General features: G+C 59.4%; 21 protein-coding genes and 1 pseudogene. 11 read left to right on the top strand and 11 right to left on the bottom strand.

Going from position 1 to position 24,919, the window contains the following annotated elements; translation table 11 throughout:
• Positions 1 to 453: 453 nt before the first annotated feature.
• Positions 454 to 942 carry a MarR family winged helix-turn-helix transcriptional regulator gene (locus RHM56_RS10250; RefSeq protein ID WP_322241053.1) on the bottom strand — a complete coding sequence of 163 codons (489 nt, stop codon included), beginning with the start codon at positions 940 to 942 and terminating at the stop codon, positions 454 to 456.
• A gap of 201 nt (positions 943 to 1,143) precedes the next feature.
• On the opposite strand from RHM56_RS10250, the gene RHM56_RS10255 reads away from it, so the two are divergent.
• The 8 genes and pseudogenes from RHM56_RS10255 (at position 1,144) to RHM56_RS10285 (ending at position 11,251) form a co-directional block, all read left to right on the top strand.
• Positions 1,144 to 1,974: a p-hydroxycinnamoyl CoA hydratase/lyase gene (locus tag RHM56_RS10255; RefSeq protein ID WP_322241054.1), complete on the top strand. Its 831-nt coding sequence runs from the start codon at positions 1,144 to 1,146 to the stop codon at positions 1,972 to 1,974.
• A 118-nt stretch (positions 1,975 to 2,092) separates the two neighbouring features.
• Positions 2,093 to 3,541 carry an aldehyde dehydrogenase gene (locus RHM56_RS10260; RefSeq protein ID WP_322241055.1) on the top strand — a complete coding sequence of 483 codons (1,449 nt, stop codon included), beginning with the start codon at positions 2,093 to 2,095 and terminating at the stop codon, positions 3,539 to 3,541.
• 112 nt (positions 3,542 to 3,653) lie between these two features.
• A complete protein-coding gene (locus RHM56_RS10265; RefSeq protein WP_322241056.1) occupies positions 3,654 to 5,522 on the top strand; it encodes a feruloyl-CoA synthase in 1,869 nt (622 codons plus the stop codon).
• A complete protein-coding gene (locus RHM56_RS10270; RefSeq protein WP_322241057.1) occupies positions 5,519 to 6,763 on the top strand; it encodes a thiolase family protein in 1,245 nt (414 codons plus the stop codon). The genes RHM56_RS10265 and RHM56_RS10270 overlap by 4 nt, the downstream gene beginning before the upstream one ends.
• 9 nt (positions 6,764 to 6,772) lie before the next feature.
• Positions 6,773 to 8,491 (top strand): acyl-CoA dehydrogenase, encoded by a 1,719-nt coding sequence (locus RHM56_RS10275; protein ID WP_322241058.1) that lies wholly within the window; start codon positions 6,773 to 6,775, stop codon positions 8,489 to 8,491.
• A gap of 455 nt (positions 8,492 to 8,946) precedes the next feature.
• Positions 8,947 to 10,278 carry an MFS transporter gene (locus RHM56_RS10280; protein ID WP_322241059.1) on the top strand — a complete coding sequence of 444 codons (1,332 nt, stop codon included), beginning with the start codon at positions 8,947 to 8,949 and terminating at the stop codon, positions 10,276 to 10,278.
• A 49-nt stretch (positions 10,279 to 10,327) separates the two neighbouring features.
• Positions 10,328 to 10,417, top strand: a pseudogene (locus tag RHM56_RS25950) (hypothetical protein); the annotation flags it as partial.
• Positions 10,418 to 10,537: 120 nt separating this feature from the next.
• On the top strand, positions 10,538 to 11,251 hold the full coding sequence (locus RHM56_RS10285) for a GntR family transcriptional regulator (protein WP_322241060.1): 714 nt from the start codon (positions 10,538 to 10,540) through the stop codon (positions 11,249 to 11,251).
• A gap of 8 nt (positions 11,252 to 11,259) precedes the next feature.
• Here RHM56_RS10285 and RHM56_RS10290 read toward each other — a convergent pair whose 3' ends face one another.
• Entirely contained in the window at positions 11,260 to 12,210 is a 951-nt protein-coding gene (locus RHM56_RS10290) for a PDR/VanB family oxidoreductase (RefSeq protein ID WP_322241061.1), read from the bottom strand.
• A gap of 91 nt (positions 12,211 to 12,301) precedes the next feature.
• On the bottom strand, positions 12,302 to 13,360 hold the full coding sequence (locus tag RHM56_RS10295) for an aromatic ring-hydroxylating dioxygenase subunit alpha (RefSeq protein WP_322241062.1): 1,059 nt from the start codon (positions 13,358 to 13,360) through the stop codon (positions 12,302 to 12,304).
• A gap of 662 nt (positions 13,361 to 14,022) precedes the next feature.
• On the opposite strand from RHM56_RS10295, the gene mqo reads away from it, so the two are divergent.
• Complete coding sequence (gene mqo / locus RHM56_RS10300; RefSeq protein WP_322241063.1) at positions 14,023 to 15,669, top strand: malate dehydrogenase (quinone); 1,647 nt, start codon at positions 14,023 to 14,025, stop codon at positions 15,667 to 15,669.
• Positions 15,670 to 15,759: 90 nt separating this feature from the next.
• Here mqo and RHM56_RS10305 read toward each other — a convergent pair whose 3' ends face one another.
• From RHM56_RS10305 to RHM56_RS10340, 8 genes are all read right to left on the bottom strand, one after another.
• Positions 15,760 to 16,611: a CAP domain-containing protein gene (locus RHM56_RS10305; protein WP_322241064.1), complete on the bottom strand. Its 852-nt coding sequence runs from the start codon at positions 16,609 to 16,611 to the stop codon at positions 15,760 to 15,762.
• Between the two features lie 65 nt (positions 16,612 to 16,676).
• Positions 16,677 to 17,357, bottom strand: coding sequence for a GNAT family N-acetyltransferase (locus RHM56_RS10310; protein WP_322241065.1), 681 nt, complete (start codon positions 17,355 to 17,357; stop codon positions 16,677 to 16,679).
• Between the two features lie 78 nt (positions 17,358 to 17,435).
• Positions 17,436 to 17,990, bottom strand: a complete 555-nt coding sequence (locus RHM56_RS10315; protein ID WP_322241066.1) for a UPF0149 family protein — start codon at positions 17,988 to 17,990, stop codon at positions 17,436 to 17,438.
• A gap of 53 nt (positions 17,991 to 18,043) precedes the next feature.
• Entirely contained in the window at positions 18,044 to 18,385 is a 342-nt protein-coding gene (locus RHM56_RS10320) for a hypothetical protein (protein WP_322241067.1), read from the bottom strand.
• A gap of 126 nt (positions 18,386 to 18,511) precedes the next feature.
• A complete protein-coding gene (locus RHM56_RS10325; RefSeq protein WP_322241744.1) occupies positions 18,512 to 18,913 on the bottom strand; it encodes a hypothetical protein in 402 nt (133 codons plus the stop codon).
• 56 nt (positions 18,914 to 18,969) lie between these two features.
• Entirely contained in the window at positions 18,970 to 19,605 is a 636-nt protein-coding gene (locus RHM56_RS10330) for a TetR/AcrR family transcriptional regulator (protein ID WP_322241068.1), read from the bottom strand.
• A 5-nt stretch (positions 19,606 to 19,610) separates the two neighbouring features.
• Positions 19,611 to 22,022, bottom strand: coding sequence for a membrane-bound PQQ-dependent dehydrogenase, glucose/quinate/shikimate family (locus RHM56_RS10335; protein ID WP_322241069.1), 2,412 nt, complete (start codon positions 22,020 to 22,022; stop codon positions 19,611 to 19,613).
• 260 nt (positions 22,023 to 22,282) lie between these two features.
• Positions 22,283 to 23,257: a threonine dehydratase gene (locus RHM56_RS10340; RefSeq protein WP_322241070.1), complete on the bottom strand. Its 975-nt coding sequence runs from the start codon at positions 23,255 to 23,257 to the stop codon at positions 22,283 to 22,285.
• Positions 23,258 to 23,343: 86 nt separating this feature from the next.
• Between RHM56_RS10340 and RHM56_RS10345 the strand changes: the two genes are divergently transcribed.
• Together RHM56_RS10345 and RHM56_RS10350 are read left to right on the top strand one after the other, a co-directional pair.
• Positions 23,344 to 24,708 (top strand): PLP-dependent aminotransferase family protein, encoded by a 1,365-nt coding sequence (locus RHM56_RS10345; protein WP_322241071.1) that lies wholly within the window; start codon positions 23,344 to 23,346, stop codon positions 24,706 to 24,708.
• A complete protein-coding gene (locus RHM56_RS10350; protein ID WP_322241072.1) occupies positions 24,693 to 24,917 on the top strand; it encodes a hypothetical protein in 225 nt (74 codons plus the stop codon). Before RHM56_RS10345 ends, RHM56_RS10350 begins: the two co-directional genes overlap by 16 nt.
• Positions 24,918 to 24,919 lie beyond the last annotated feature (2 nt).

Genomic DNA, 24,919 nt, shown 5'->3' on the forward strand with positions numbered 1-24,919 from the left:
GCAGTAATCCCTGTGGGAGCGGGCTTGCCCGCGATTGCAACGACGCTGGGCTGGGTATATATCCGTTGCTGCGTAACGGCTGCTTAAGGTTACGGCCTTACGCCGTGTCACTTTGAGAAGCGCAAAGTAACCAAACGCTTTTTGCCCCTACCACTCGGTGCCTCGCTGTGGCTCGGCATGCCCGTACGCAGGCATTGCTCCGTGGGCCCGCCGCGATCGGCCATCCATGGCCGTGTCGCGGCTAACCCGGCGTCCTGCCGGGTTGCCCTCTGCGCAATACCCGCGTGCGGCCAGCGTGGTTTAAGGGGGCGCTTGAGATCAAAAGCAAGGTCACAAGCCAGATCACGCGCACTGCGGACTGGGTGGGCACCGCAGCAACGGATATGCACCCACCCAGCCCGGCGTCGCCCCAATCGCGGGCAAGCCCGCTCCCACAGGGGTTACTGCATCGCTTCAGTCCTGATACACCTTCTTCAACAACCTCAACAGTTCTTCGCGCTCGGCAGGCTCGAGCGCAGAGGTGGCGTCTATATCGCTCTGTGCCGCAATTTGCTTAAGTTCTTTGAGCAGCGTTTCTCCGGTCTTGCTCAAAAAAATCCCGTACGAACGCTTGTCGGGCTTGCACCGAACCCGTACCGCCAGAGCGCGACTTTCCAGCTTGTTCAGCAACGGCACCACTTGCGGCGGCTCAATCGACAGCGCGCGTGCCAGGTCGGCCTGCATCAGCCCGGGGTTCTGGTCAATGATCGCCATGGCCGAAAACTGTGCGGGTCGCAGGTCATGGCTCGACAGTTGGTTGATCAGGTTTTGGAACAGCTTGAGCTGCGCGCGACGCATGGCATAGCCGATCAGGTCGTCGAGTGCAGCGTCTAGCGGCACTTGCACGTCAGTGCCAGCTGGCAGGGCCTCTTGAGTGTCGGGAAGCGTTGCAGGCTTGGCCATGGGAAGAGAAGTCCTTGCGCGAATGAAGTTAAGAAAGCTATCTATTTTGCCGAGGTTGCGAGTCGATAGCTACCGTTGCGTTATTTCACTTGCCGTTGAGGTTTAAGGATTTGGTTAATTTGATTAATAGTTAATTGACATAACTATATTTGCCGGTTAGTTTTCAGTCATCTTCAAGCGAACAACAAGAGAGCAATCGCTATGAGCAAATACGAAGGCCGCTGGACAACCGTCAAAGTCGAAATCGAAGACAGCATCGCTTGGGTGATTTTGAATCGTCCGGAAAAACGCAATGCCATGAGCCCCACCCTGAACCGCGAAATGATCGACGTTCTGGAAACGCTGGAGCAGGACTCAGACGCAGGCGTGCTGGTGTTGACCGGTGCCGGTGAGGCCTGGACGGCGGGCATGGACTTGAAAGAGTACTTCCGTGAAGTGGATGCCGGCCCGGAGATTCTTCAAGAGAAAATCCGCCGCGAAGCCTCGCAATGGCAATGGAAATTGCTGCGCATGTACGCCAAGCCGACCATCGCGATGGTCAACGGCTGGTGCTTCGGTGGTGGTTTCAGCCCGCTGGTGGCCTGCGACCTGGCGATTTGCGCCGATGAGGCGACCTTTGGTCTGTCGGAAATCAACTGGGGCATTCCACCGGGCAATCTGGTGAGCAAAGCCATGGCTGATACGGTGGGGCATCGCCAGTCGCTGTACTACATCATGACCGGCAAGACGTTCGGCGGGCAGAAAGCGGCCGAGATGGGCCTGGTCAACGAAAGCGTGCCATTGGCGCAATTGCGTGAAGTGACCGTGGAGCTGGCGCGCAATCTGCTGGAGAAAAACCCGGTGGTGTTGCGCGCTGCCAAGCATGGCTTCAAGCGCTGCCGCGAATTGACCTGGGAGCAGAACGAGGACTACCTGTACGCCAAACTCGATCAGTCTCGCTTGCTGGACACCGAAGGCGGGCGCGAGCAGGGCATGAAGCAGTTTTTGGATGACAAGAGCATCAAGCCCGGTTTGCAGGCTTACAAGCGATAACTCTGCTGTGGGGGCGATCTTTTTAAAGGATCAAAAGATCGCGAGGCAAGCTCGCTCCTACACCATGATGTGCAGCAGCAATCAGCATTCCCGATAAAGACAATAAAGAGGAATCACCATGTTGGACGTGCCCCTGTTGATCGGCGGCCTGTCGTGCCCGGCCCGTGATGGTCGAACGTTCGAACGCTGCAACCCGGTGACCGGTGAGGGGGTGTCGCGCGTTGCCGCCGCGACGCTGGAAGATGCCGACGCCGCCGTGGCGGCTGCTCAGGCGGCGTTCCCGGTGTGGGCCGCGCTGGCGCCCAATGAACGGCGCACGCGGTTATTGGCGGCCGCCGATCTGTTGCAGGCCCGCAGCGCCGAATTCATTGCCGCCGCCGGTGAAACCGGCGCCATGGCCAACTGGTATGGCTTCAACGTCAAACTGGCGTCCGGCATGCTGCGCGAAGCCGCGTCCATGACCACGCAGATTAACGGCGAAGTGATTCCTTCGGATGTGCCCGGCAGCTTTGCCATGGCGCTGCGCCAACCCTGTGGCGTGGTGTTGGGCATTGCCCCGTGGAACGCGCCGGTCATTCTCGCCACCCGTGCGATTGCCATGCCGCTGGCGTGTGGCAACACCGTGGTGCTCAAGGCGTCGGAATTGAGCCCGGCCGTGCATCGGCTGATCGGTCAAGTGCTGCACGATGCGGGCTTGGGCGATGGCGTGGTCAACGTCATCAGCAATGCCCCGGCCGATGCCCCGGCGATTGTCGAGCGGCTGATTGCCAACCCGGCTGTGCGTCGGGTCAATTTCACCGGCTCGACCCATGTGGGGCGCATCGTTGCCGAGCTGTCGGCACGCCACCTCAAGCCAGCACTCCTGGAACTGGGCGGCAAGGCGCCGTTCCTGGTGCTGGATGACGCCGACCTTGACGCGGCAGTCGAAGCGGCGGCGTTCGGTGCTTATTTCAATCAGGGGCAGATTTGCATGTCCACCGAGCGCCTGATTGTCGATCACCAAATAGCCGATGCATTTGTCGATAAGTTGGCGAGCAAGATCGCGACCTTGCCTGCGGGTAACCCCGATTCTGCCGATTCAGTGCTGGGTTCGCTGGTGGACAGCAACGCCGGGCAACGGATCAAGGCACTGATTGAGGACGCGGTGAGCAAGGGGGCACGGCTGGTTGCCGGTGGGCAGGTTGAAGGCAGCATCATGCAGCCAACCCTGCTCGATAACGTCACGTCAGAGATGCGTTTGTACCGCGAAGAATCCTTCGGCCCGGTGGCCGTGGTGTTGCGCGACACTGGCGATGAGGCGTTACTGCGTCTGGCCAACGATTCAGAGTTCGGCCTGTCGGCGGCGATTTTCAGTCGTGACACCAGTCGCGCCCTGGCACTGGCGCAGCGGGTCGAATCGGGTATTTGCCATATCAATGGGCCGACTGTGCACGACGAGGCGCAGATGCCCTTTGGTGGGGTCAAGAACAGTGGCTACGGCAGCTTTGGGGGCAAGGCGGCGATTGAGCATTTCACTCAATTGCGCTGGGTCACCTTGCAGAACGGGCCGCGTCACTACCCGATCTGATCGCCGCGATTCAAGGCATAACAATAATAAGGATGCAGCCACAGGTTGCCATGTCTGCCCGTGCCGCCTGAGTGTCGGCCGGGCAGGGCATGCCTTGCAGGAGGAACACGACGTGAGTTTCGAATCCAAATCGCCGACCCAGCCGCGTTATCGTCAGGTGTCTATCGGCCAGCCTCAGGTTGAAATCAGCGAAACGTCCGGCATCTTGCACATGCGCTCATTGGAGCTGTTGCAAGAGCGGCCCGAACGTTTGCTCGACCGTCTGGTGCATTGGGCGCATGTACGCCCGGACCACACGTTTATTGCTGCCCGTGACAATGGCGGCGACTGGCGTCGGATCAGCTACGCGCAGATGCTCGACGCCGTGCGCGCCATCGCCCAGAGCCTGCTTGCGTACGGCCTTTCGGCTGAGCGGCCCTTGGCGATTCTGTCGGGTAACGATATTGAACATTTGCAGATTGCCCTGGGCGCGATGTACGCGGGCATTCCTTATTGCCCGGTGTCTCCCGCCTATTCGTTGTTGTCGCAGGACTTTGCCAAGTTGCGGCATGTCTGCGAGCTGTTACAGCCGGGGCTGATCTTTGTCAGCGACGCGGCGCCTTTTCAGCGGGCCATTGAGGCTGTGTTGCCAGGTGCTACACCATTGGTGACGGTGCGCGGTGAAGTGCCGGGGCGCCAGCAGGTGAGTTTTGCCAGTCTGTTGCAGCAACCCGGCGGCGCAGAGGCTGAAGGGGCGTTCAAGGCCACCGGCCCGGACAGCATTACCAAGTTTCTGTTCACGTCGGGCTCTACCAAATTGCCCAAAGCCGTCGTCACCACCCAACGCATGCTGTGTGCCAACCAGCAAATGCTCTTGCAGACGTTTCCGGTGTTCGGCGAAGAGCCGCCGGTGCTGGTGGACTGGTTGCCGTGGAACCACACGTTTGGCGGCAGCCATAACGTCGGCATCGTGCTCTACAACGGCGGCACCTTGTACCTGGACGGCGGCAAGCCCACGGCGCAGGGTTTTGCCGAGACACTGCGCAATTTGAAAGAGGTGTCGCCCACTGCGTACCTGACCGTGCCCAAGGGCTGGGAAGAACTGGTGACGGCGCTGGAAAACGATGCTGAATTGCGCGATCGGTTTTTCGCCCGCATGTCGTTGTTTTTCTTCGCAGCGGCGGGTCTGTCGCAAAGCATTTGGGACCGGCTGGACCGGGTCGCCGAACGGCACTGTGGCGAGCGTATCCGCATGATGGCCGGGTTGGGCATGACTGAAGCATCGCCTTCTTGCACGTTCACCACCGGACCGTTGTCGATGGCCGGGTACATCGGTCTGCCCGCGCCGGGGTGCGAGGTGCGTCTGGTGCCGGTGGACGGCAAGCTGGAAGGGCGTTTTCGCGGCCCGCACATCATGCCTGGCTATTGGCGCGCACCCGAGCAAAGCGCTGAAGCGTTCGATGATGAGGGTTTCTACCGTTCCGGCGATGCGCTGAAATTGGCGGACCCGTGCAACCCGCAGTGGGGGTTGATGTTCGACGGGCGTCTGGCCGAGGACTTCAAGTTGTCCTCCGGGGTATTTGTCAGCGTTGGGCCGTTGCGCAATCGTGCGGTGCTGGAAGGCTCGCCCTATGTGCAAGACCTGGTCGTGGCCGCGCCTGACCGCGAATGCCTGGGTGCGCTGGTGTTTCCAAGGTTGTACGAGTGCCGACAACTCTCGGGCTTACCCGCCACTGCCAGTGATGCGCAAGTGCTGGCCAGCGAGGCGGTTCGCAATTGGTTTGCGCACTGGTTGCAACGTCTGAATCGTCAGGCCAGCGGCAATGCCAGCCGCCTTGAATGGATCACTTTGCAAGATGAGCCCGCGTCAATTGATCGGGGTGAAATCACTGACAAAGGCTCGATCAATCAGCGCGCGGTGTTGCAATGGCGAGCGGCACAGGTGGAGGCGTTGTATCGCGGCCAGGAGCCGTCGATTCTGCGTGCCGGAGCCTCGTCGTGAAACCGGCAGGGCAGTATTGCGCATTCAGCGATGCCGCCATTGTCGAGGCGGTGCGCACCCCGTGGGTGGATCTGGGGGGTGAGCTGGCGCATGTATCGCCGATTGATCTGGGCATCAAGGTCGGTCGCGAAGTGTTGCTGCGGGCCGGGCTGGATGCGCAGACCGTGGACTCGGTACTGGCCGGTTCCATGGCCCAGTCCAGTTTCGACGCCTACATGCTGCCGCGCCATATCGGTTTGTACAGCGGGGTGCCCCAGCAGGTGCCGGCCCTGGCGGTGCAACGAATCTGTGCCACTGGTTTTGAACTGCTGCATCAGGCCGCTCGACAACTGAACGAGGGCGTGGAATTGGCGCTGTGCGTGGGGGCTGAATCCATGTCGCGCAACCCGATTGCCGCGTACACCCATCGCGGTGGTTTTCGGCTTGGGGCGGCGGTGGAGTTCAAGGATTTCCTCTGGGAAGCGCTCTACGATCCGGCTCCGGGGCTGGACATGATCGCTACCGCTGAAAACCTGGCGAAACGTTATGGCCTGAGCCGTGAAGCGGTGGATGCCTTTGCCCTCAATAGCCATCAGCAGGCCTTGAACGCACAGGCCAGCGGCTGGTTTGAGGATGAAATCGTTGCGCTGCGCACGGAACAGTTTGAGTTGGACGGCTATCAACCGCGAGGTATTAGCCTGTCGCGTCGTTGTGAATCTGTCAGCCGCGACAGTCACCCTCGCAGCACCGATGGTGTGGCGCTGGCACGGCTGGCGCCGATTCATGTGCAGGGCGTACAGACGGCTGGCAACAGTTGCGCAGTGGTCGATGGTGCTGCGGCCGCGCTGGTTGCCCGTACGTCATCGCTCAAGCGGCCTGCGCTGGCGCATCTGCTGGCCAGCGCCGTGGTCGGCGTGGCGCCAGAGGTGATGGGCATCGGCCCGGTTTCGGCGATCCAGTTGTTGCTGCAACGCAGTGGCCTGACGCTAAGCGATATTGGCCGGTTTGAAATCAACGAAGCCCAAGGGGCGCAAGTGCTGGCTGTGGCGCGGGCGCTGGAGCTGGACACGCAAGCACTCAATTGCCGGGGCGGCTCGATTGCGCTGGGGCACCCGCTGGCCGCGACCGGGTTGCGGTTGGTGATGACTTTGGCGCGGCAGTTACGTGAACACAACTTGCGTTATGGGATCGCGGCGGCCTGTGTCGGTGGCGGTCAAGGCATGGCGGTGCTGATCGAGAATCCGCATTTTTCGACCCATTGAGGCTTTTTTATGTGGCAATACCAAGCGCCGCTGCGCGACATGCAATTTATCTTCGAACACTGGCTTGAGGCGCCATCGGCCTGGGCCGGTAACGACGTATTTCAGGGGCTGGATTTGCCGCTGGCGTTGCAGGTGTTGGAAGAAGCGGGGCGCTTCAGTGCGCAGGTGCTGGCGCCGATCAATGCCAGCGGTGATCGCCAGGGGTGCCGGTTTGAGGCGGGCCAAGTGGCCACTCCGGCAGGTTTTGCCGAGGCGTACCGAGCTTATGTTGAAGGCGGCTGGCCCGCGCTGGCCTGTGCTGAATCGTTCGGTGGGCAAGGGTTGCCGCAACTGCTCGATGCTGCGCTGCAAGAAATGCTCTATGCCAGCAACCATGGTTGGGCCATGTACACCGGCATCGCCCACGGCGCCTACCTTTGCCTTAAACATCATGCGCCGCAGTGGATTCAGGAGCGCTACCTGCCGCAGATTGTCAGCGGTGAGGCATTGCCGACCATGTGCCTCACCGAGCCGCAGGCGGGCAGCGATGTCGGCCTGTTGCGCAGTCGTGCCGAGCCGCAGGCCGATGGCAGTTATTGCCTCAATGGCAGCAAGCTGTTTATCTCCGGTGGCGAGCACGACCTGACCGAAAACATTCTGCACCTGGTGCTGGCGCGGTTGCCCGATGCGCCCGCAGGCAGTCGCGGGGTTTCATTGTTCCTGGTGCCCAAGCGCTTGCCGGACAGCCTATTCAACGGCGTGCGTTGCGACGGTATCGAACACAAAATGGGCATCAAGGGCAGCGCGACGTGCTCGCTGGTGTTTGATAACGCGAAAGGCTGGTTGCTGGGCGAAGCCAATCGCGGGTTGGCGGCCATGTTTGTGATGATGAATTCGGCACGTTTGCACGTGGGGCTGCAAGGGCTGGGGCATGCCGAGGCCGCCTGGCAGAACGCTTACAGCTATGCCCGGGAACGCAGGCAAATGCGCGCGCCGACGCGTCCGCTCGGGGTGGTGGCAGACGCTGCTGACCCGATTCACCTTCACCCGGCCATGCGCCGCGTGTTGCTGGAGCTTCGGGCCTATACCGAAGGCATGCGTGCCGTCGGCTATTGGACGGCACACCTGCTCGATCAAGCTGATCCGCGAGCCTTGCGTCTGGCAGAACTGCTGACTCCGGTGATCAAGGCGTTCTTTACCGAGCAAGGCTTTCGTCTGTCCAGCAACGCGTTGCAAGTGTTTGGCGGCTACGGCTATGTGACCGAATTCGCCATCGAACAAACGTTGCGCGACAGCCGTATTGCGATGATCTACGAGGGCACTAACGAGATACAGGCCAATGACCTGCTGTTGCGTAAAGTGCTGGGTGATGAAGGCCGCGCCTTTGGCGATTTATTGACCGTGGTGCGCGAAGAAGCCAAAGCCGAGGGTGGTTCTTTTGGCGAGCCGTTGGAGACGCTGTGCGACAAGCTGCAAGCGGTGTGCGGCGTGGTTCGGGATCAGGCGCATGAGGACCGGGAATATCCTTACCGGGTCGCCGGGGATTTTCTGCGTTTGTGTGGGCTGGCGTTGCTGGCGTTTGCTTGGGTGCGTACTGCCAGGGTGTCTCGGCAATTACCCGAAAGTGACCCGCTGAGGGCGCACAAGCTGGAAACGGCGGAGTACTTTTTTGCCTATGAACTGCCGCAAGTGGACTACCGGATAGCGGCTATTCACGCGGCAAGAGCGAGTTTGGCATTTTTAGATTAATGGATCCAATAGAGGCCTATTTCTGTGTAGGAGCGAGCTTGCCTCGCGATCTTTTGATCGTTTAAAAGATCGCGAGGCGAGCTCGCTCCTACAGATAGGTGAAGTTGATCGATAATCGCACAGTAATATTGGGCATTATGCATTCGTATAACTGATTGATATATATGAATTTAATTTAATTCAATTTGTCGATTGCAACCGTTTTTCCACTGGCGCAGCCCGCTTCTACCTGTCCCTCATCTTGCCTGTGGATCCATTAACGGGTTGACTAGCGGCCTGGTGATGGCAGGAGTTCCGCTCCTGAACGTTGCCCATAAAAACTACAAAAAGGGTCTCGTCATGAAAGCCTTCTCAAGGGCACAGAGCCGCCTGGGTTCTGCCTGCTTTATGTCTATGTGTTACGCCGTGCTGTGCTTTTTTTTCGCTTCGGTGATGTCCGAGCAGGAGGCGCACGCATGGCTATCGATCTGAAAACGACCGTCGATAACGGCCCGATGAGTGCTTTTCAATGGCTTGCCATCGGCATTTGCATCGTGCTGAACATGATTGATGGCTTCGATGTGCTGGTCATGGCGTTCACGGCCGCTTCCGTGTCGGCCGAGTGGGCGTTGAGCGGCGCGCAAATCGGCATGTTGCTGAGCGCCGGTTTGTTCGGCATGGCGGCCGGTTCTCTGTTTATCGCGCCATGGGCGGATCGTATCGGTCGTCGTCCTTTGATCCTGCTGTGTCTGGTGGTGTCCGGCACGGGCATGCTGCTTTCGTCGTTGAGCCAGTCTCCCATGCAGTTGGCGTTGCTGCGCGGGGTAACGGGCTTGGGTATCGGCGGCATTCTGGCCAGCAGCAACGTGATTGCCAGTGAGTACGCCAGTAAGCGCTGGCGCGGGCTGGCGGTGAGCTTGCAGTCCACCGGCTATGCCCTGGGCGCGACCTTGGGTGGCTTGATTGCAGTGTGGTTGTTGTCACATTGGGGCTGGCGTTCGGTGTTCCTGTTTGGCGGTCTGGCGACCTTCGCGGTGATTCCGCTGGTGCTGCTGTGGCTGCCGGAGTCGCTGGACTTTTTACTGGCTCGTCGCCCGGCAACGGCCTTGCAGCGCATCAATCGCCTGGCCCAACGCATGGGGCAACCGACCTTGAAACACATGCCGCCGGTGGCGGCGAGCGTGGCGGGCGAGGGCAAAGGGTTTACCCAGTTGCTGACCCCGGCACTGCGCCGTACCACGCTGTTGATCTGGTTGCTGTTCTTCCTGGTGATGTTCGGTTTCTACTTTGTGATGAGTTGGACGCCCAAGTTGCTGGTGTCTGCCGGTCTTTCCGCGCAGCAAGGTATTACCGGTGGCGTGCTGCTGAGCGTGGGCGGAATCTTCGGTGCAGCATTGGTCGGTGGTCTGGCTTCGCGCTGGCCGCTGACCCGTGTGCTGTCGTTGTTCATGCTGGTGACCGCAGCCTTGCTGGTGCTGTTTGTCGGCTCGGCCTCTTCGGTCATGGCCGCACTTGGCCTGGGCTTGTTGATCGGGATGTTTTCCAACGGTTGCGTGGCCGGGTTGTATGCGCTGTCGCCGGTTGTGTATGACGCTTCGGTTCGCACCACGGGTGTGGGTTGGGGCATCGGCATTGGCCGGATTGGCGCCATCCTGTCGCCGATCGTGGCCGGTTTTCTGCTGGATGCTGGCTGGCAACCGCTGCACTTGTACGGGGTGTTCGCCATCGTATTTGTGATTGCTGCGGGCTGCCTGTTGCTGCTTAAACCGGGTAGCGCGTCGGCGCAACCGGTACTCACTCCGGCCTGATTCAGGCCATCGATCACTGCCCGGCCTGGCCGGGCATGTTCCACCACGCCTGCGGGTCAACAACGCCACCAACCGTCGCAGCTTCAACAGCAACTTTGACCAGGCGCGTGTGGTGATCAGCTACCCACTGTCGATGTAAGGTTCGGGCGCAATGCAATTACCTGCTGGAGCCTGGCTGGCAAGCCAGACTCCCACAGAGGATTTGCGGGTATGGCATGCGTTACTATGTTCGCCCCCCTGTTTTCTGGAAGTCGTCTGGATGAGCAAACCCGGTCAATTGGTGCTGATTGCACTGCGCAAAATGATTGCCTCGGGCGAGTTGGCCGCAGGCGAACGTCTGATGGAAATCCCGACTGCTGAGTTGTTCGGTGTGTCGCGGATGCCGGTGCGCATGGCGTTTCGCACGCTGGAGCAGGAAGGCTTGCTGGTGCGTTTTGGCGGTCGCGGGTTTCAGGTGCGTTCGGTCAGCGCCAATGACATCGCCGGTGCGGTGGAGGTGCGCGGTGTGCTCGAAGGTCTTGCTGCACGCCTGACCGCCGAGCGCGGGCTGTCGGCAGAAGGCCGGGCAGCCCTGGAGTTGTGCTTGCTGCAAGGGGATGAGTTATTCGATAAGGGCTTTGTCACTGAGGATGATCTTGAGGTTTATCACGACCTCAACATGCGCTTTCATCAGGTGATTATCGACGGCAGTCACAACCCGGCGATTGCCGATGCGCTGGCGCGCAACGATCATTTGCCGTTTGCGTCGGTCACGGCGTTGGCGGTTGATCGCAAAGACATGGCTCGCGAGTATCGCCGCTTCAATTACGCACACATGCAGCATCACTCGGTGTTCGATGCTTTGGTCAGTGGTCAGGGTGCTCGCGCTGAAGCCATGATGCGCGAGCACGCCAATGCCACCTTGCGCTATGCCGAGATTTTCAGCTCGGCGGTGGCCAGTGAGCGGATGAAAGTGATTCACCGCCCGGGCTGACATGTCGGTTAAATATCCAGCACCAGCAAGGGTGATTTCGAACGCGAACAGCACGGCGTGAACTGGTTATTGCAGGCTTGTTCCTCTTCGGTGAGGAACATGTCGCGATGGTCCGGCACGCCTTCCAGGACGTTGGTCAGGCAGGTGCCGCACACCCCTTGTTCGCACGACATGGGGATGTCGATGCCGTGACCTTCCAGGACTTGAACCACCGTTTTATCCGCCGGAATCTCAATGATTTGACCGGTACTGGCCACTTTTACCGAAAAACTCCCGTCCTTGCTGCTGTCGACCGGCGCGGCGGCAAAGTACTCGCGGTGCAGCGTGTCTTCGGCCCAGCCTTGGGTGCGGGCACTGTCCAGGACGTGCTGCATAAAGCCCCCCGGACCGCACACATAGAGATGCACGCCGGTTTGCGGGTTGGCCAGCACCTGGGCGGCATTCATGGCGGTTTCGGGTTGTTCGTCGAAATGCAAAAACACCCGATCCGCAAACACTGACGTGCGCAGGCGTTCAACAAACGCAGCGCGCTCGCTGGAGCGGGCGCAGTAGTGCAACTCAAAATCTGCGCGGGTATTGGCCAAGCGCTCGGCCATGCACAGAATCGGAGTAATCCCGATCCCGCCCGCAAACAACAAACTGCGCTGAGCTTCATGCACCAGCGGGAACAAATTTCGCGGCTCGCTGATCTGCAAGCGATCGCCGGTGTTGATGTGTGCGTGCAGGCTGTCTGAACCGCCGCGCGAAGCGGGGTCCTTGAGTACGCCAATCAGGTAGCGATGGCGTTCGTCCGGGTGATTGCACAGCGAGTATTGGCGGATCAGGCCGCCGGGCAAGTGAACATCAATATGCGCCCCGGCGCTGAACGGGGGCAGGGCGCTGTCATCGACACTGGCCAATTCATAACTGCAAATGTCTTGCGCTTCGGTTGCGCGCGATACCACCACCACATCAATCATGCTGGATCCTCACAGCGTTGCCGGCGTAGGGCACGCTTGTGTTTATTGTTCAAAAAGGCGCGGGCACGGCAGCGATTGCCGTGCCTGGGTGTTATTGAGCGGTGGCGATCAGTTGCGGCTCGGGTGCGCGCTCGCTGGCGATGATGCGCTCCAGAACACGGCGGGACTGCACGCCGCCCGAGTCGATATTGAGCTTGAGCAAGGCGCGATGCGGGTGATCCAGCAGGTTTTGCTGCTGGCGTTCGAGCATTTCCAGGTCTTCGCTGAAAATCTTGCCCTGGCCTTCGCGAATCGTGGCGGTGAGCGCTTGATCCTGCGGTTTGAAATTGCGCGCCATACCCCAGAAGTACCAGATTGAGGTATCGGTTTCGGGGGTGATGAAGTCGACCACGATGCTCGATGCCTTGAATTCGGGGGCCGCGTGATAGCCGCCTTTGCCTGCGTGGGCAACCCCGACTTCGATCAACACATGACTGGGCGGCGAGAAGCGGCAGATCTGCCAGCGGTCGACCGGCACATCATCGGCCAGGTTATTGCCGCGCAGCGCCATGCGCCAGAACGGCGGCGCCATGATGTTTTCCATGTGCCGGGCGGTGATCACTTCATTGCCTTCGACGGTGGTGGTCGGTGCGACCTCATCGATTTCTTTCTGGCCGATGCTGGATGCGTGCACATAGGTTTCATGCGTCAGGTCCATCAGGTTGTCGACCATCAGGCGGTAATCGCAACCGATATGAAACAACCCGCCGCCATAAGCCCATTTATCGCTCACGGCCCACTCCAGGTGATGGATCAGCGCAGGGTCAGCCTTGTCCTGTTCACCGGGCCATACCCAGATAAAGCCGTAACGTTCAACGACTGCGTAGGTTTTATTGCAAGGGAAGCCGCGAACGCGCTGGCCCGGCATTTCGACGGTCTTGCCGTCGCAGCCCATGACCAGACCGTGATAGCCGCAGACCAGGTTGCCGTTCTCGACATAGCCCAGCGACAGTGGGGCGCCACGATGGGGGCAAAAATCCTCGACCGCCGCGACGCTGTTCTCTTGGCCGCGATAAAAAACGATCTTCTCGCCACAAATCTGCCGGCCCAGAGGCTTATCGGCGATTTCATCGGGGGTGCACGCAACGTACCACGTGTTTTTTGGATACATGACCAATCTCCGGATCAGGTGTTATTGCTTTTATGGATCCATTAAGCGTGATTGGTGGCGAAGACGTCAATTTTACATTGAGCTTGTTTGTCGTAAATTGGCTGTTTTAGGCGATTACCGCACACAAGTTATTGTGCTGTGATTGTTTAGTGGATCCATTGAGTGTTTTTCGGGTTTTCTCTGCGTGGCGGGTGAGTCACGTCGCATGCCCGTTTGGGCAGCCGAGACGGTTGATCTGCTTCACATCGCACATAAGATGCGTTTTCGTCCAAAGTGCCACCTGAGGTAGAATGTCGCGGCTTAAAGGCTGGCACCCCGGATTTTCATGTCCGCGCAGGCTCCCTGGAAGGAGCAGCAAGGGGATCAGTACCAATGGAATCGCGAGAAGGTGGCGGGTGTGAAGGAGCTGGGCAGATCGAATCTGTCATCGGCCACACCCGGCACACAATATAAATGTCACCCAAGTAGCTGAAGCCAAAAGCAATAAAAGATCAGCGCCCAAGGTACATAAAAGTGAGGTCTATAGTGTGCATAGGCCTTATATATCTACCCGTTCAAGGCCTGATGGTGGGTTCGATTGCAGGCAGCCTGTCTTGCAGTGAATCGAGGTCTGTCATGAACCGCGTGCCGGGTAGATGGCGTTTTATCTTAGGTACGACAACATGTTAAAGAAGATGAACAAAGGGCTACTGGGCCTGGCGCTGACCATGGGACTCACGTCCGTGCACGCTGCCGAGCCAAAGCACGTTGATGTACTGCTGATTGGCGGCGGTATCATGAGCGCCACTCTGGGTGTCTGGCTCAACGAGTTGGAACCTGGCCTGTCCATGGAGATGATCGAACGTCTTGATGGCGTGGCGCTGGAAAGCTCCAATGGCTGGAACAACGCGGGTACCGGTCACTCAGCGTTGGCTGAGCTGAACTACACCCCGGAAGACAAGAACGGCAACGTTGAAATCCCGAAGGCCATTGAAATCAATGAAGCCTTTCAGGTTTCGCGTCAGTTCTGGTCCTGGCAGGTCAAGAACGGTGTTCTGAAGAACCCGCGTTCGTTCATCAACTCCACACCGCACATGAGCTTTGTGTGGGGCGATGACAACATCAAGTTCTTGAAGAAGCGCTACGAAGCCTTGCAGGCGAGCCCTCTGTTCGCGGGCATGCAGTATTCCGAAGACCCGGTTCAGATCAAGAAGTGGGTTCCGCTGATGATGGAAGGGCGTGACCCGAACCAGAAAGTCGCGGCCACCTGGACGCCTATCGGTACTGACGTAAACTTCGGCGAAATCACGCGTCAGTTTGCGGCTTACCTGCAAACCAAGCCTAACTTCGACCTGAAGCTGTCGAGCGAAGTCAAAGACATCAAGCGCAACGCAGACGGTTCGTGGCGTGTGGTGTACAAAAACCTCAAAGACGGCACAGAAAGCGAAACGGACGCCAAGTTCGTGTTCATCGGCGCGGGCGGCGGAGCTCTGCACTTGCTGCAAAAATCCGGCATTCCTGAAGCCAAGGAATACGCTGGCTTCCCGGTAGGGGGCTCGTTCCTGGTAACCGATAATCCTGCCATTGCTGAACAGCATCTGGCCAAGGCTTACGGTAAAGCGTCGGTTGGCGCACCGCCGATGTCGGTTCCGCACTTGGACACCCGCGTGCTGGATGGCAAGCGCGTTATCCTGTTTGGCCCGTTCGCGACCTTCTCGACCAAGTTCCTGAAAGAAGGTTCGTACTTCGACCTGCTGACCAGCACTACCCCCCACAACATCTGGCCAATGACCAAAGTCGGTATCGAACAATACCCGCTGGTTGAATACCTGGCCGGTCAGTTGATGCTGTCGGACGAAGACCGTTTCAACGCGCTGAAAGAATACTACCCGGATGCCAAGCAAGAAGACTGGCGTCTGTGGCAAGCCGGCCAGCGTGTGCAGATCATCAAGCGTGACGAAGAGAAGGGCGGCGTGCTGAAACTGGGCACCGAGATCGTTGCTGCGAAAGACGGCAGCATTGCCGGCCTGCTGGGCGCATCGCCGGGTGCATCGACTGCTGCACCGATCATGCTGTCCGTGCTCGAAACCGTGTTCAAGGACAAGGTTGCGACGCCTGAGTGGCAAGCCAAGCTGCATCAGATCGTGCCGAGCTACGGCACCAAGCTGAACGGCTCGCCTGAGCGCGTTGCACAGGAATGGGCTTACACCGCCGATGTCCTGCAACTGACTCCGCCACCGGCTATCCCGGCAGCAACCGTTGGACAAGAAGCACCTGCTGCGCCGGCCAAGCCTGCGCCAAGCAACCCAGCGGCTGACATGGCGCTGTAAAAAATCAGCCCCGCCCAACAGTGTTGGGTGGGGCTGCTCTGTTTGAAATCTCCGCGTTTTACCCTCGCTTGATACCTTCCAAAATCCCTTTTATTGGCTGCCGAACAGGGCGGTCCAGTAAATCCCTGCGTCACTTTTAGGGTCTACTGCATAGGCCGCGCCCAGCTCGCGAAACGCCGGGTTCATGATGTTGGCGCAGTGCCCGGGGCTGGCCAGCCAGCCATCGACGACCTTGCGTGGTGTGTCTTGACCTGCCGCGATATTTTCACCGATCTGTTGGGCGATATACCCAGCCAGTTCGGCGCGATCTCCCGGTGTGCCACCGGTGCGGTCCTTGTGGTCGAAGTAATTGTTGTTGGCCATGTCTCGGGTGTGCGTCTCGGCCGCAGTGCCCAAGGTAGCGTTCCAGGTCAGTGGGCCAGTTGGGACGAAGGCTTGGGCGCCGCATTGACGCGGTTGGGTGCGGGCGCTGTTGATCAGTTCAAGGACTTTCTGGCCTTCTGCTTGCGCATCGCCCAAGCGGCCGGTCAGCAAGGGGCGCGCCAGCACGATGCGCCAATCCTGCTGGGAGTGGCTGACACCGATGTCGACAAATTGCGGGTCCAGCACCACTTTGCAGAAGCTTTCTTGCACGGCTTTCATGGCTGCCTGTGCATCGCGTGGGCCGGACAGGTTGATCGCTTGCACGTTGACCAGCGGGTAGGCGGCCCGGCCAAGGGCTTCTTGCAAGTCGCCAAAGCTGCTGGCGGGCAACACCAGTCGGGTGTCGGAGGCCAGCGGCGGCAGCTCTTGGGAGGCCTGGCCAGCGCACAGCTGAATCTGGCTGCGGTAAGTGTTGATCGAATCGACCAGTTGCGACTCTTCGCTGGCCAGTGCCGAGGCGCTAAACATCAGGCTCAGGGTTAATCCGGCAAGGCGGGTAAAGGTGAAGTGGCGGCGCATAACGTTCCCTCGGATCGGAATGCGCCCATGATGCGTTATTTCAGGCGGGCCGTGGCAGGCCTTTTTTAGCCATTAAGCTGTGCAACAAATGCTTTGGCTTTGGCCGTCAGTTGATCGATCTGGCGGTCGCGTTTTTTCTCGGCGTCGAACATCGCTTTTTTGCCGTTGCGTTGCAGCAGGTAGGTATGGATCTGTCGCACTTCGGTCGATTGATAGACCGAGGCTACGTCCAGTACGCCCATCAGGCCGTCTGTGCTGTGATCAAGGGTGTTCATCAGGACTTGCGGACCACGGGTGCCGATGACTTGAAAGCCCATGCCTTGAAACGCGGCGACTTTACTGACGCTACAGGTCAGCTCGGTGTGCGGGTAGCGGCGGGTCACCGCTTGCAGCATGGCTTGCATGACGCCCAGGTGGCGGTGGCTGGCGAGTTCGGCCATGTACGCAATGCCACAGGCCTGAGGATCGTCCTTGACCGGCAAATAGAGGACAAACCCGGTTACTTTCTGCGGGTCTTGATCATCTGTCGCGACCATCAACTCAACTGCAATGCCTTTCGTGCCGTCTAGGGCTTGCAGGTACAGGTGCACTTCAAAACCGATGGCGTATTGATAGAGGCTGTACAGCAGATTGCTCGGCGCGATTTCCATGGCGCTGATATCGCTGAGGTGATCGACCACGAGCTGCAAAATCTGGGCGTTGATCGGCTCGCTGATCGGGGTGTCGAAGTGGGTGAGGATGGTCATAAGTCGGTTCTGCGAGGCGTGAGGGAATGCGCATTCCCTGTAGGAACTCGCGCCTACAGGGGGTGTGTTGCCAGGAGGTTAGCGCTGGCTCAGCCAGTAGTCATGCAGCGCACGGGCTGCCGGGGCAATGTCTGCCACGCGTTGCTGGTGGGCTGGCACGTCCAGGTCGGGTGGCAGTTCAAAGTTGTCTTGCTCGGCACACTCGGCGATGGCTTGCAGCAAGCCTGCCTGAATGGCTGGCAAAGGCGTCCATTTTGCCACCGCAACCCCGCGCTCGTAACCGAAGCACCATTCTTCGGCCAAGGTGACGGTTTGACCCAGGTGCTCGGTCTCTTCAAAACGCGGAGCGAAGGCTTGGCTGTCTTCTGCCAGTTGGCGGGCCAGGGTATTGATATGGCGAACGCTCAGTTCGATGAACTGTTTTGCCTCATCAGTGCTTTCCCAGTTCGGGGTTTGACCGCCCCAGATCGCAGGGAACCACTCGCCAATGTCCACGTGGGTTGGGCTTGAAACCAAGGCTGTGAAGAAGCCATCGAGTTCGCTGGCGTTAAGAATAGAGTGATCATCGCCGTATTTGAGCAGAGTGTCTTCGATGACCTCGAAGTCTGCGGCGTTCAGGGGCTGGCTTTGCATGGCGGGTTCCTTGGCATTGATCCAGAGTCGACTCTGCATCAGAGGTGTGCCGTTCAGTCGACTTGCACAATCGAGTCGACAACAAAGTATTTAAAGCCGGCTTTGGCCAGGGCTTTTTTAGCTTCCTGTTCGGCATCAAAGCGGCTCAGCAATTTTGAGTCGTGTACAAACAGCGTTTCTTCGCCGTCAAATACCTTGCTGACGTGCAGCGATACACGCAGCATCGGGCCGCGGCGCTTGACCGGTGCGCGGGGTGCCGGCTTGGGTGCCGGTGCTGCGGCTTTGGGAGCTGCGGGAGTTGGAGCAGGAGCGGGCGGAGTAGCTGGCGTAGCGGCTGCAGGCAGATCAAGGCCGAGCGCTTTACGCATTTCGTCCTCGGTGAATCCGGTACTCATGTGCGGGCTCTAATAGTGATTAAAAAACGCGCTTATAAGTTACTGTGCACAGTTAAGCAAGATAAATCAGTAGCTTGGATCTGAATTGGCTGGTTTTGTAGGACAATCCACCCTGAAAATGACGTATCAGGTGTCCCGCAGCAAGTCATGACCATCCAGTAATTTGTAGGCAATTTCTGGACGTTTTTCCAATGCTCGGCGAATTGCCGCCGGAATTGATTGGCGTGTTTTTCGGCACAGCCCGGGTTGCTTGGCGATATGGATACCGATGCCGCGCATGCTTCGCACTTCATTAAAGCCGGGCTCGATCTTCAGTTGGATACCCAGTTGCTCGTGCAGGCGGCGCTGCATGTGTTCAAGGTCGCCCAGGCTCTGGATATTCTCCAGACGTGCCAGCAGAATCTTTTCGGCCTGACGGTCGAGTTTCAGGATGCGCAAGTCCGGTTCGGGGGCCGCCAACAGCTGTTCGCGCTCGCAGTTGCAGGCGCCGGGAGGGCAAGGCTGACGAATTGCATCGGGAGGGCTCATGGGCTTGAGCATAGCCATATTGCCCTCGGTTTGTCGCGTGCCTGGCCGAGGCGATTTCAGGGTAGTTTCAGGCGCCTGACCACCAACGCAGTCAGTTCGTTGATCATGGGTTCAAAAGCCTCGGCCGTGCAGGTTTGCCCCAGCATCACGGTGCGCGTGGTGAGGTGTGAAAACAGTGCGTCGAACAGAATGGGCGGCAATTCGCAGAAGGAGCTGTCAGCAGCGATCAAGCCACGATGGCGCTGTTCTTCAAGCAGATTGAAGATCAATTGATGCCAGACTTTGGGCCCATGTTCATACCAGGTGTGGCCCACTTGCGGCACATGTGCCGAACCGTTGACCACCAGGCGGTAGAAGTCGACATGGCGGGGGCTGGTGACCACGGCCACCAGTTCTTCGAGGATCAACTCCAAGCCCTTGACCAGCTCGACGCCCGAGGTGTCGAGTTGCTTGAGGTTAATGATGAAGTCTGCACAAAGGTATTCGACTACGGCCACCAGCAAGTCGGCCTTGCTGCCGAAGTAGCGGTAAATCGTGGCTTTGGAGCCACCGGCAGCGGCGACGATGGCGTCCATGCTGAGGCCATCGTAGCCCTGTTGCAAAAATAGCTCACTGGCCGTTATCAGCAAGTTGCGCCGCTTTTCCTCGCTCCGGGTTGGGGTTGAAGGGGGCAGACGGTGCAACTGTGGCATGGGAACTACTCTTTTTCGGGAAGCGCGTACGCTATCACGTAATCCCCGCGATCTGGAGACTGACGTGCGCCACCTGCGACGATCACCACATACTGGCGCCCGGATTTAGGCGAACGATAGGTCATTGGCGTGGCTTGACCGCCCACTGGCAAACGGCCCTTCCAGACTTCCTTGCCGGTGGCCATGTCCATGGCGCGCAGGTAGTAGTCTTGCGTGCCAGCGTAAAACACCAGGCCTGAACCGGTGGTTGCGCCGCCGCCCAGCGTTGGCATGCCCAACGGAATCGGCAAGTTGGCCCGCACGCCGTTAATCACCGCGTCTTGCACCGTGCCGGCAGGTCGTTCCCAGACTTGCTTGCGGGTGTTCAGGTCGACAGCTGCAAACACGCCCCACGGCGGGCTTTGGCAAGGAATGCCGAGCGGTGAGTTGAAGCTTTTGTGATCGATGACAAACGGTGTGCCATCCATTGGGTAGGTGCTGCCCACGCCGTGCCCGGACTTGAGGTGCGACAGGTCGACGTTTTCACGCGGGACCAGTTTCACCACCTGCGGGATGCGGATGTCGTTGACGAACATATAGCCGCTGTTTTCGTCGATGGCCGCGCTACCCCAGTTGAAGCCGCCGTAGTAGCCCGGATAAATCAGCGTGTCCTGGGTGCTTGGGGCGGTGAATTCACCGTTGTAGTTGAGCTTCTTGAAGTCGATGCGGCACATCAGCTGATCGAAGAATGTGGCGCCCCACATGTCTTTTTCAGTCAATGGCTGCGCGCCAAACGATGGCATACCCACTGAATAGGGTTGGGTCTTGGACACCCAGTCACCGGCTGCAACGTCTTGTGGCACGGGCTTTTCGATCACGTCGGCAATCGGCTGGCCGGTGCGGCGGTCGAGCATGAAGATCTGCCCACGTTTGGTCAGTTGAATCAGCGCCGGGATTTTGCCGCCTTTGCCGTCCGGTACGTCGTACAAGGACGGTTGTGCTGCGACGTCATAGTCCCAAATGTCGTGGTGCACGGTCTGGAAGGTCCAGCGCTCGCGACCGGTTGCCATGTCCAGCGCCACTACGGCCGATGAATATTTCTCGGTCAGCTCCGGACGCTTGCCGCCCCAGAAGTCGGGTTGCTGGTTGCCGGTTGGCAGGTACACCAGGCCCAGTTCATCGTCGAACGCAGGCGTCGACCACATGTTTGGCGTGCTGCGGGTATAGGTTTGACCTGCGGGTGGCAGTTTGGTGATGTCCGGGTTACCCAGGTCCCAGGCCCACACCAGTTCACCGGTGTCGGCGCTGAATGCACGGATCACACCGGACGGCTCGTCCATCGAGCGGCCATCAAACACCCAGCCGCCGAGAATGATCAGGTTGCGCGAAACAGTCGGTGCCGAGGTGTAGGCGTAGTACGGAACGTTTTCCATGACTCGGCCCAGGCCGGTGGTCAGATCGACCGAGCCGTTGTCACCGAAGCCTTCACAGGGTTTGCCGGTTTCGGCATCGATTTCCAGCAAGCGTGCATCCATGGTGACTTGCACGATGCGCTTGGCGCAGCTGTTGCCTTGCGCCGGTTTCGCAGGTTTCAGGTCGGCGAAGACCAGCGGGTGTTCAACCTTGGCCGGCTCGTAATAGCTGACGCCACGGCAACGGTTCCAGGTTTTGGTGTTTTGCGGTTTTGGATCGAATGTCCAGCGCTGCTCGCCGGTGTCGGCATCCAGCGCAATCACTTTGCTGGTCGGGGTGCAGGTGTACAGGGTGTCGCCGACCTGGATCGGGGTGTTCTGGTATTCCGACGCGCCTTCAGCTATTTCGCCGGTGCGGTAGGTCCAGGCCACTTGCAGTTTGTCGATGTTGTCCTTGTTGATTTGTGTCTGCGGCGAGAAGCGAGTACCGGCCGGGGTGCTGCCGTAATGGCTCCAGTCAGCAGCGTGATCGGTCTCTTTCACTTCGGGTTGGGCAACAGCAGAAGGCTCGCCTTCAATAACCCCGTGCGGGATGAAGAGCGCGTTGCCGCCGACGACCAACACGCCTGCAAACACCGCGGCGCCACCATAACTGGCTGCGCGATGACGGCCTTGCGTCAGCCATGGGTGCAGCAGCGAGGCCAGCAGGCCAATGACCAGGAAGGGCGCCAGGCGCGGCACCATCGGCCAGAAAGTGAAGCCGACTTCCCACAATGCCCAGATGACTGTCGCTACAAAGACGATGCCGATAATGGCTGTTGCGGCGGGTTTTCGGCGGACATACAGCACGCCGGAAATCAGCATGCCGAGACCGGCCAGCAGGTAGTACCAGGAGCCGCCCAGTGCGGCCAGCTGCGCACCCTTGAGGGTAAGGAACAGGCCACTTAGCCCGAGCAAAATCCCGAAGACGCCCAGAATCAGGTGTCTCCCTTTAGAGGCAGGAACCTCTTGTTTAGCGTTTTTCATTACGGTGTCCCTGAAGCTGGCAGCCAAGGCCTTTACATGCACTGCGAGCGTAGGTTTAGGATGGTACTGTACAGTACAGTTTTTATTTTGAGCCTGTTTTTGTCACAAATAAAGACAAATTGTCGCAGTCATGAAGTTTTATTTAAGGGCGGGTTATTGAAGGGCATGGCCGCGCCCCTGTGGATGCTTGGGGATGACACGGCTCTGAGCAGTGCGATCTTTTGGTGTTGAAAAGATCGCTTCAGGATTCAGGAGGGGGTTCAGGCGGACAGTGGGCTCATGTCTTCATCGAGGATCGACGCGTACAGGCGGCGATCGATATTGGCGCCGCTCAGAATTACCGCCACCCGCCGACCTTGTTGCTGCGACTGTTCCTTGATCAGCCCGGCCAATGCCGCTGCGCCAGCGCCTTCAGCGGTGTTGTGGGTGGTCTCGTGGTACAGACGTATGGCGTGTGCGATCTCGCGGTCTGATACCCGAATGACCCGCGCGGCTCCTTTGGCAATGATCTCCAGCGCTTCGGGCAGCGGCTGGCGGCAGGCCAGGCCATCAGCGAAGGTATGAGCGGTGTCCGTACAGACCACGCGACCTTGCTCGACACTTTGGGCAAAGGCGTCGGCGTGCTCGGACACCACGCCGACAATCTCAGTGTTCAAGCCCAGCAGGTCGCGGGCCTGAATCAGTCCGCAAATCCCCGAGCCCATGCCGATGGGTACATACACCGTGTGCAGGTCGGGCACGGCTTCCAGCAACTCAAGCGCGTAGGTGGCTACCCCGCGAATCAGGTCCGGATGAAACGCGGGTACCAAGTGCAACTGATGGTCGGCGGCGAGCTTGGCGGCATGGCTGCGCGCTTCATCGAAGTCTTTGCCGTGTTCAATGACGGTGGCGCCCAAGGCGCGCATGGCGGCGTTTTTTTCCAGGGAGTTGCCTTCAGGCACCACGATGCTGATGGCCAGCCCATGACGCCGCGCCGCCAGCGCCAGGCTTTGGCCGTGGTTGCCACGGGTGGCGGTCACCAGCCCATTGGTCTGCGGTTCGCGCGTCAACAACCCTTGCACATACAGCATGCCGCCGCGCACTTTAAACGCACCGGTCGGGTTATGGTTTTCATGTTTGACCCACACCGTGCAGCCCAACTGATCAGCCAGCAGAGGCCAGGCCAGTTGCGGGGTCGGGGACAGGCTTTGGTACACAGTGGTTGCGGCGAGGCGAAGCGCTTTCAGGTCAAACATGGCACACCGTCATCAGGGGGATTTGACTCGATTCTAGGCGCGTCGCATTGTATGGGCCGAACCTTATATTGCATGGCCAACAATAAATGTGGATTCCCGCCTTGAACGACTCGCCACAACCGCGCTATCTGGCGCTGGTAGAGGCGATTGCCCGTGCCATCAGCAGTGGCGAGCTAAAACCCGGTGAGCGTTTGCCGCCGCAGCGGCGACTGGCCTGGGCATTGGGCTGGAACCCCAGCACCACCATGCAGGCTTATCGCGAAGCAGCACGCAGGCATTTGGTCTCGGGTGAAGTGGGGCGCGGCACCTATGTGCTGGCAGGCAGTCAGGAGGCAACCCTGTTCCGCTTGCAGCAGGTTGATGAGCACGCCGCGCTGACGGACCTGCGCACCAACGTTCCGGCCATTGATCACACCAGCCAAAGCGATGCCCAGGCGCTGACCTGGCTGCTTGAAACCCATCAGGCGATTCGTTTGCAGCGTTATCTGAGTGCGGCGGATCTGCTCCAGGCTCGCGCACTGGGTGCCGACTGGCTCAAGGCCCGCGGGCTGCATCTTAGCGCCGACAACATCATGCCCTGCACCGGCGCGCAGCAAGGTTTGTTCACCGTATTGCTCTCGCTGTGCCAGGCGGGCGAGCCGGTCCTGGTTGAAGCATTCACGGCACCGGGGATCAAGGCCGCCTGTGCTCAATTGCGCTTGCCGATGCATGGCGTGGTCATGGACCGGGAGGGCATCGTGCCGGAAGATTTCGACCGCATGATCCGCGCCACCGGTGCACGCATTGCTGTGCTGACGCCCACCCTGCAAAACCCGACCTCGGCGGTGATGGGGGCTGAGCGCAAACAGGCGCTTGCACACATCGCGCGGCGCCATGGCATCTGGGTTGTCGAGGACGATGTCTATGGCGCGCTCACTGACAGCCCGCCGCTGTGCCAGCACCTGCCAGACCTCGGGGTGCTGGTCAGCAGCCTGTCCAAGACCGTGGCGGCGGGCCTGCGTTTGGGCTGGATTGCGGCGAGCCCGGCATTACTGGCGCGTATTGATCCACATGCACAATCGGCTCACTGGGGCGTTTCGCCGGTGTGCCTGGCGATTGCCAACCAATGGATCAGTGATGGCACCGCCCGCCAGCGTGCCGCATGGCAAACCGAAGAGGTCACCCGACGCTGGCGACTGGCAAAAAAACTGTTGGGGCCGGTGATGTACCAGACGCAGATTGCGTCACCGCATATCTGGCTGACCGTGCCCCAGGGCGAAGTACCGCTGGCTGAGGCCTGCCGAGCGGCAGGCATCGATGTGGTGTCAGCCGATGTATTTGCGGTTAAATCCAGCCCTACCGATGCAATACGCATCAGCCTGACCGCGGCTCAGAGTGTGCAGCGCCTTAAAGCGGCGCTGGAGCGTGTTGCACAGATCATTGACCAGAGAACCCCATGCGCAGAGAAATAGGCTATTGGCACCGTGAAGGCCGCGAACTGTTTTATTACCTGGAATTCAAGCCCGACACGGCCGAGTTCTACCTCACCTGCGAACACTGCCCCAGCGAAGGCGAAGGCAGTGTGCGCTCGGTATTACTCAGCGAAGCGCGTGGCGAACGCTACTACGAAGATGCACTGCTGATCATCAAGGAAGAATTGTTCAAGCAGTACACCGTCTAACC

This window comes from Pseudomonas sp. CCC3.1, assembly GCF_034347405.1.
Lineage (GTDB): Bacteria > Pseudomonadota > Gammaproteobacteria > Pseudomonadales > Pseudomonadaceae > Aquipseudomonas.

Bases quoted from the DNA above. Each gene is read 5' to 3' on its own strand.
- RHM56_RS10315 (WP_322241066.1), bottom strand. From the start codon at position 17,990: ATGCAAAGCCAGCCCCTGAACGCCGCAGACTTCGAGGTCATCGAAGAC.
- RHM56_RS10350 (WP_322241072.1), top strand. From the start codon at position 24,693: ATGCGCAGAGAAATAGGCTATTGGCACCGTGAAGGCCGCGAACTGTTT.
- mqo (WP_322241063.1), top strand. From the start codon at position 14,023: ATGTTAAAGAAGATGAACAAAGGGCTACTGGGCCTGGCGCTGACCATG.
- RHM56_RS10305 (WP_322241064.1), bottom strand. From the start codon at position 16,611: ATGCGCCGCCACTTCACCTTTACCCGCCTTGCCGGATTAACCCTGAGC.
- RHM56_RS10275 (WP_322241058.1), top strand. From the start codon at position 6,773: ATGTGGCAATACCAAGCGCCGCTGCGCGACATGCAATTTATCTTCGAA.
- RHM56_RS10310 (WP_322241065.1), bottom strand. From the start codon at position 17,357: ATGACCATCCTCACCCACTTCGACACCCCGATCAGCGAGCCGATCAAC.
- RHM56_RS10260 (WP_322241055.1), top strand. From the start codon at position 2,093: ATGTTGGACGTGCCCCTGTTGATCGGCGGCCTGTCGTGCCCGGCCCGT.
- RHM56_RS10250 (WP_322241053.1), bottom strand. From the start codon at position 942: ATGGCCAAGCCTGCAACGCTTCCCGACACTCAAGAGGCCCTGCCAGCT.
- RHM56_RS10325 (WP_322241744.1), bottom strand. From the start codon at position 18,913: ATGAGCCCTCCCGATGCAATTCGTCAGCCTTGCCCTCCCGGCGCCTGC.
- RHM56_RS10345 (WP_322241071.1), top strand. From the start codon at position 23,344: ATGTGGATTCCCGCCTTGAACGACTCGCCACAACCGCGCTATCTGGCG.
- RHM56_RS10330 (WP_322241068.1), bottom strand. From the start codon at position 19,605: ATGCCACAGTTGCACCGTCTGCCCCCTTCAACCCCAACCCGGAGCGAG.
- RHM56_RS10280 (WP_322241059.1), top strand. From the start codon at position 8,947: ATGGCTATCGATCTGAAAACGACCGTCGATAACGGCCCGATGAGTGCT.
- RHM56_RS10255 (WP_322241054.1), top strand. From the start codon at position 1,144: ATGAGCAAATACGAAGGCCGCTGGACAACCGTCAAAGTCGAAATCGAA.
- RHM56_RS10320 (WP_322241067.1), bottom strand. From the start codon at position 18,385: ATGAGTACCGGATTCACCGAGGACGAAATGCGTAAAGCGCTCGGCCTT.
- RHM56_RS10335 (WP_322241069.1), bottom strand. From the start codon at position 22,022: ATGAAAAACGCTAAACAAGAGGTTCCTGCCTCTAAAGGGAGACACCTG.
- RHM56_RS10295 (WP_322241062.1), bottom strand. From the start codon at position 13,360: ATGTATCCAAAAAACACGTGGTACGTTGCGTGCACCCCCGATGAAATC.
- RHM56_RS10290 (WP_322241061.1), bottom strand. From the start codon at position 12,210: ATGATTGATGTGGTGGTGGTATCGCGCGCAACCGAAGCGCAAGACATT.
- RHM56_RS10285 (WP_322241060.1), top strand. From the start codon at position 10,538: ATGAGCAAACCCGGTCAATTGGTGCTGATTGCACTGCGCAAAATGATT.
- RHM56_RS10340 (WP_322241070.1), bottom strand. From the start codon at position 23,257: ATGTTTGACCTGAAAGCGCTTCGCCTCGCCGCAACCACTGTGTACCAA.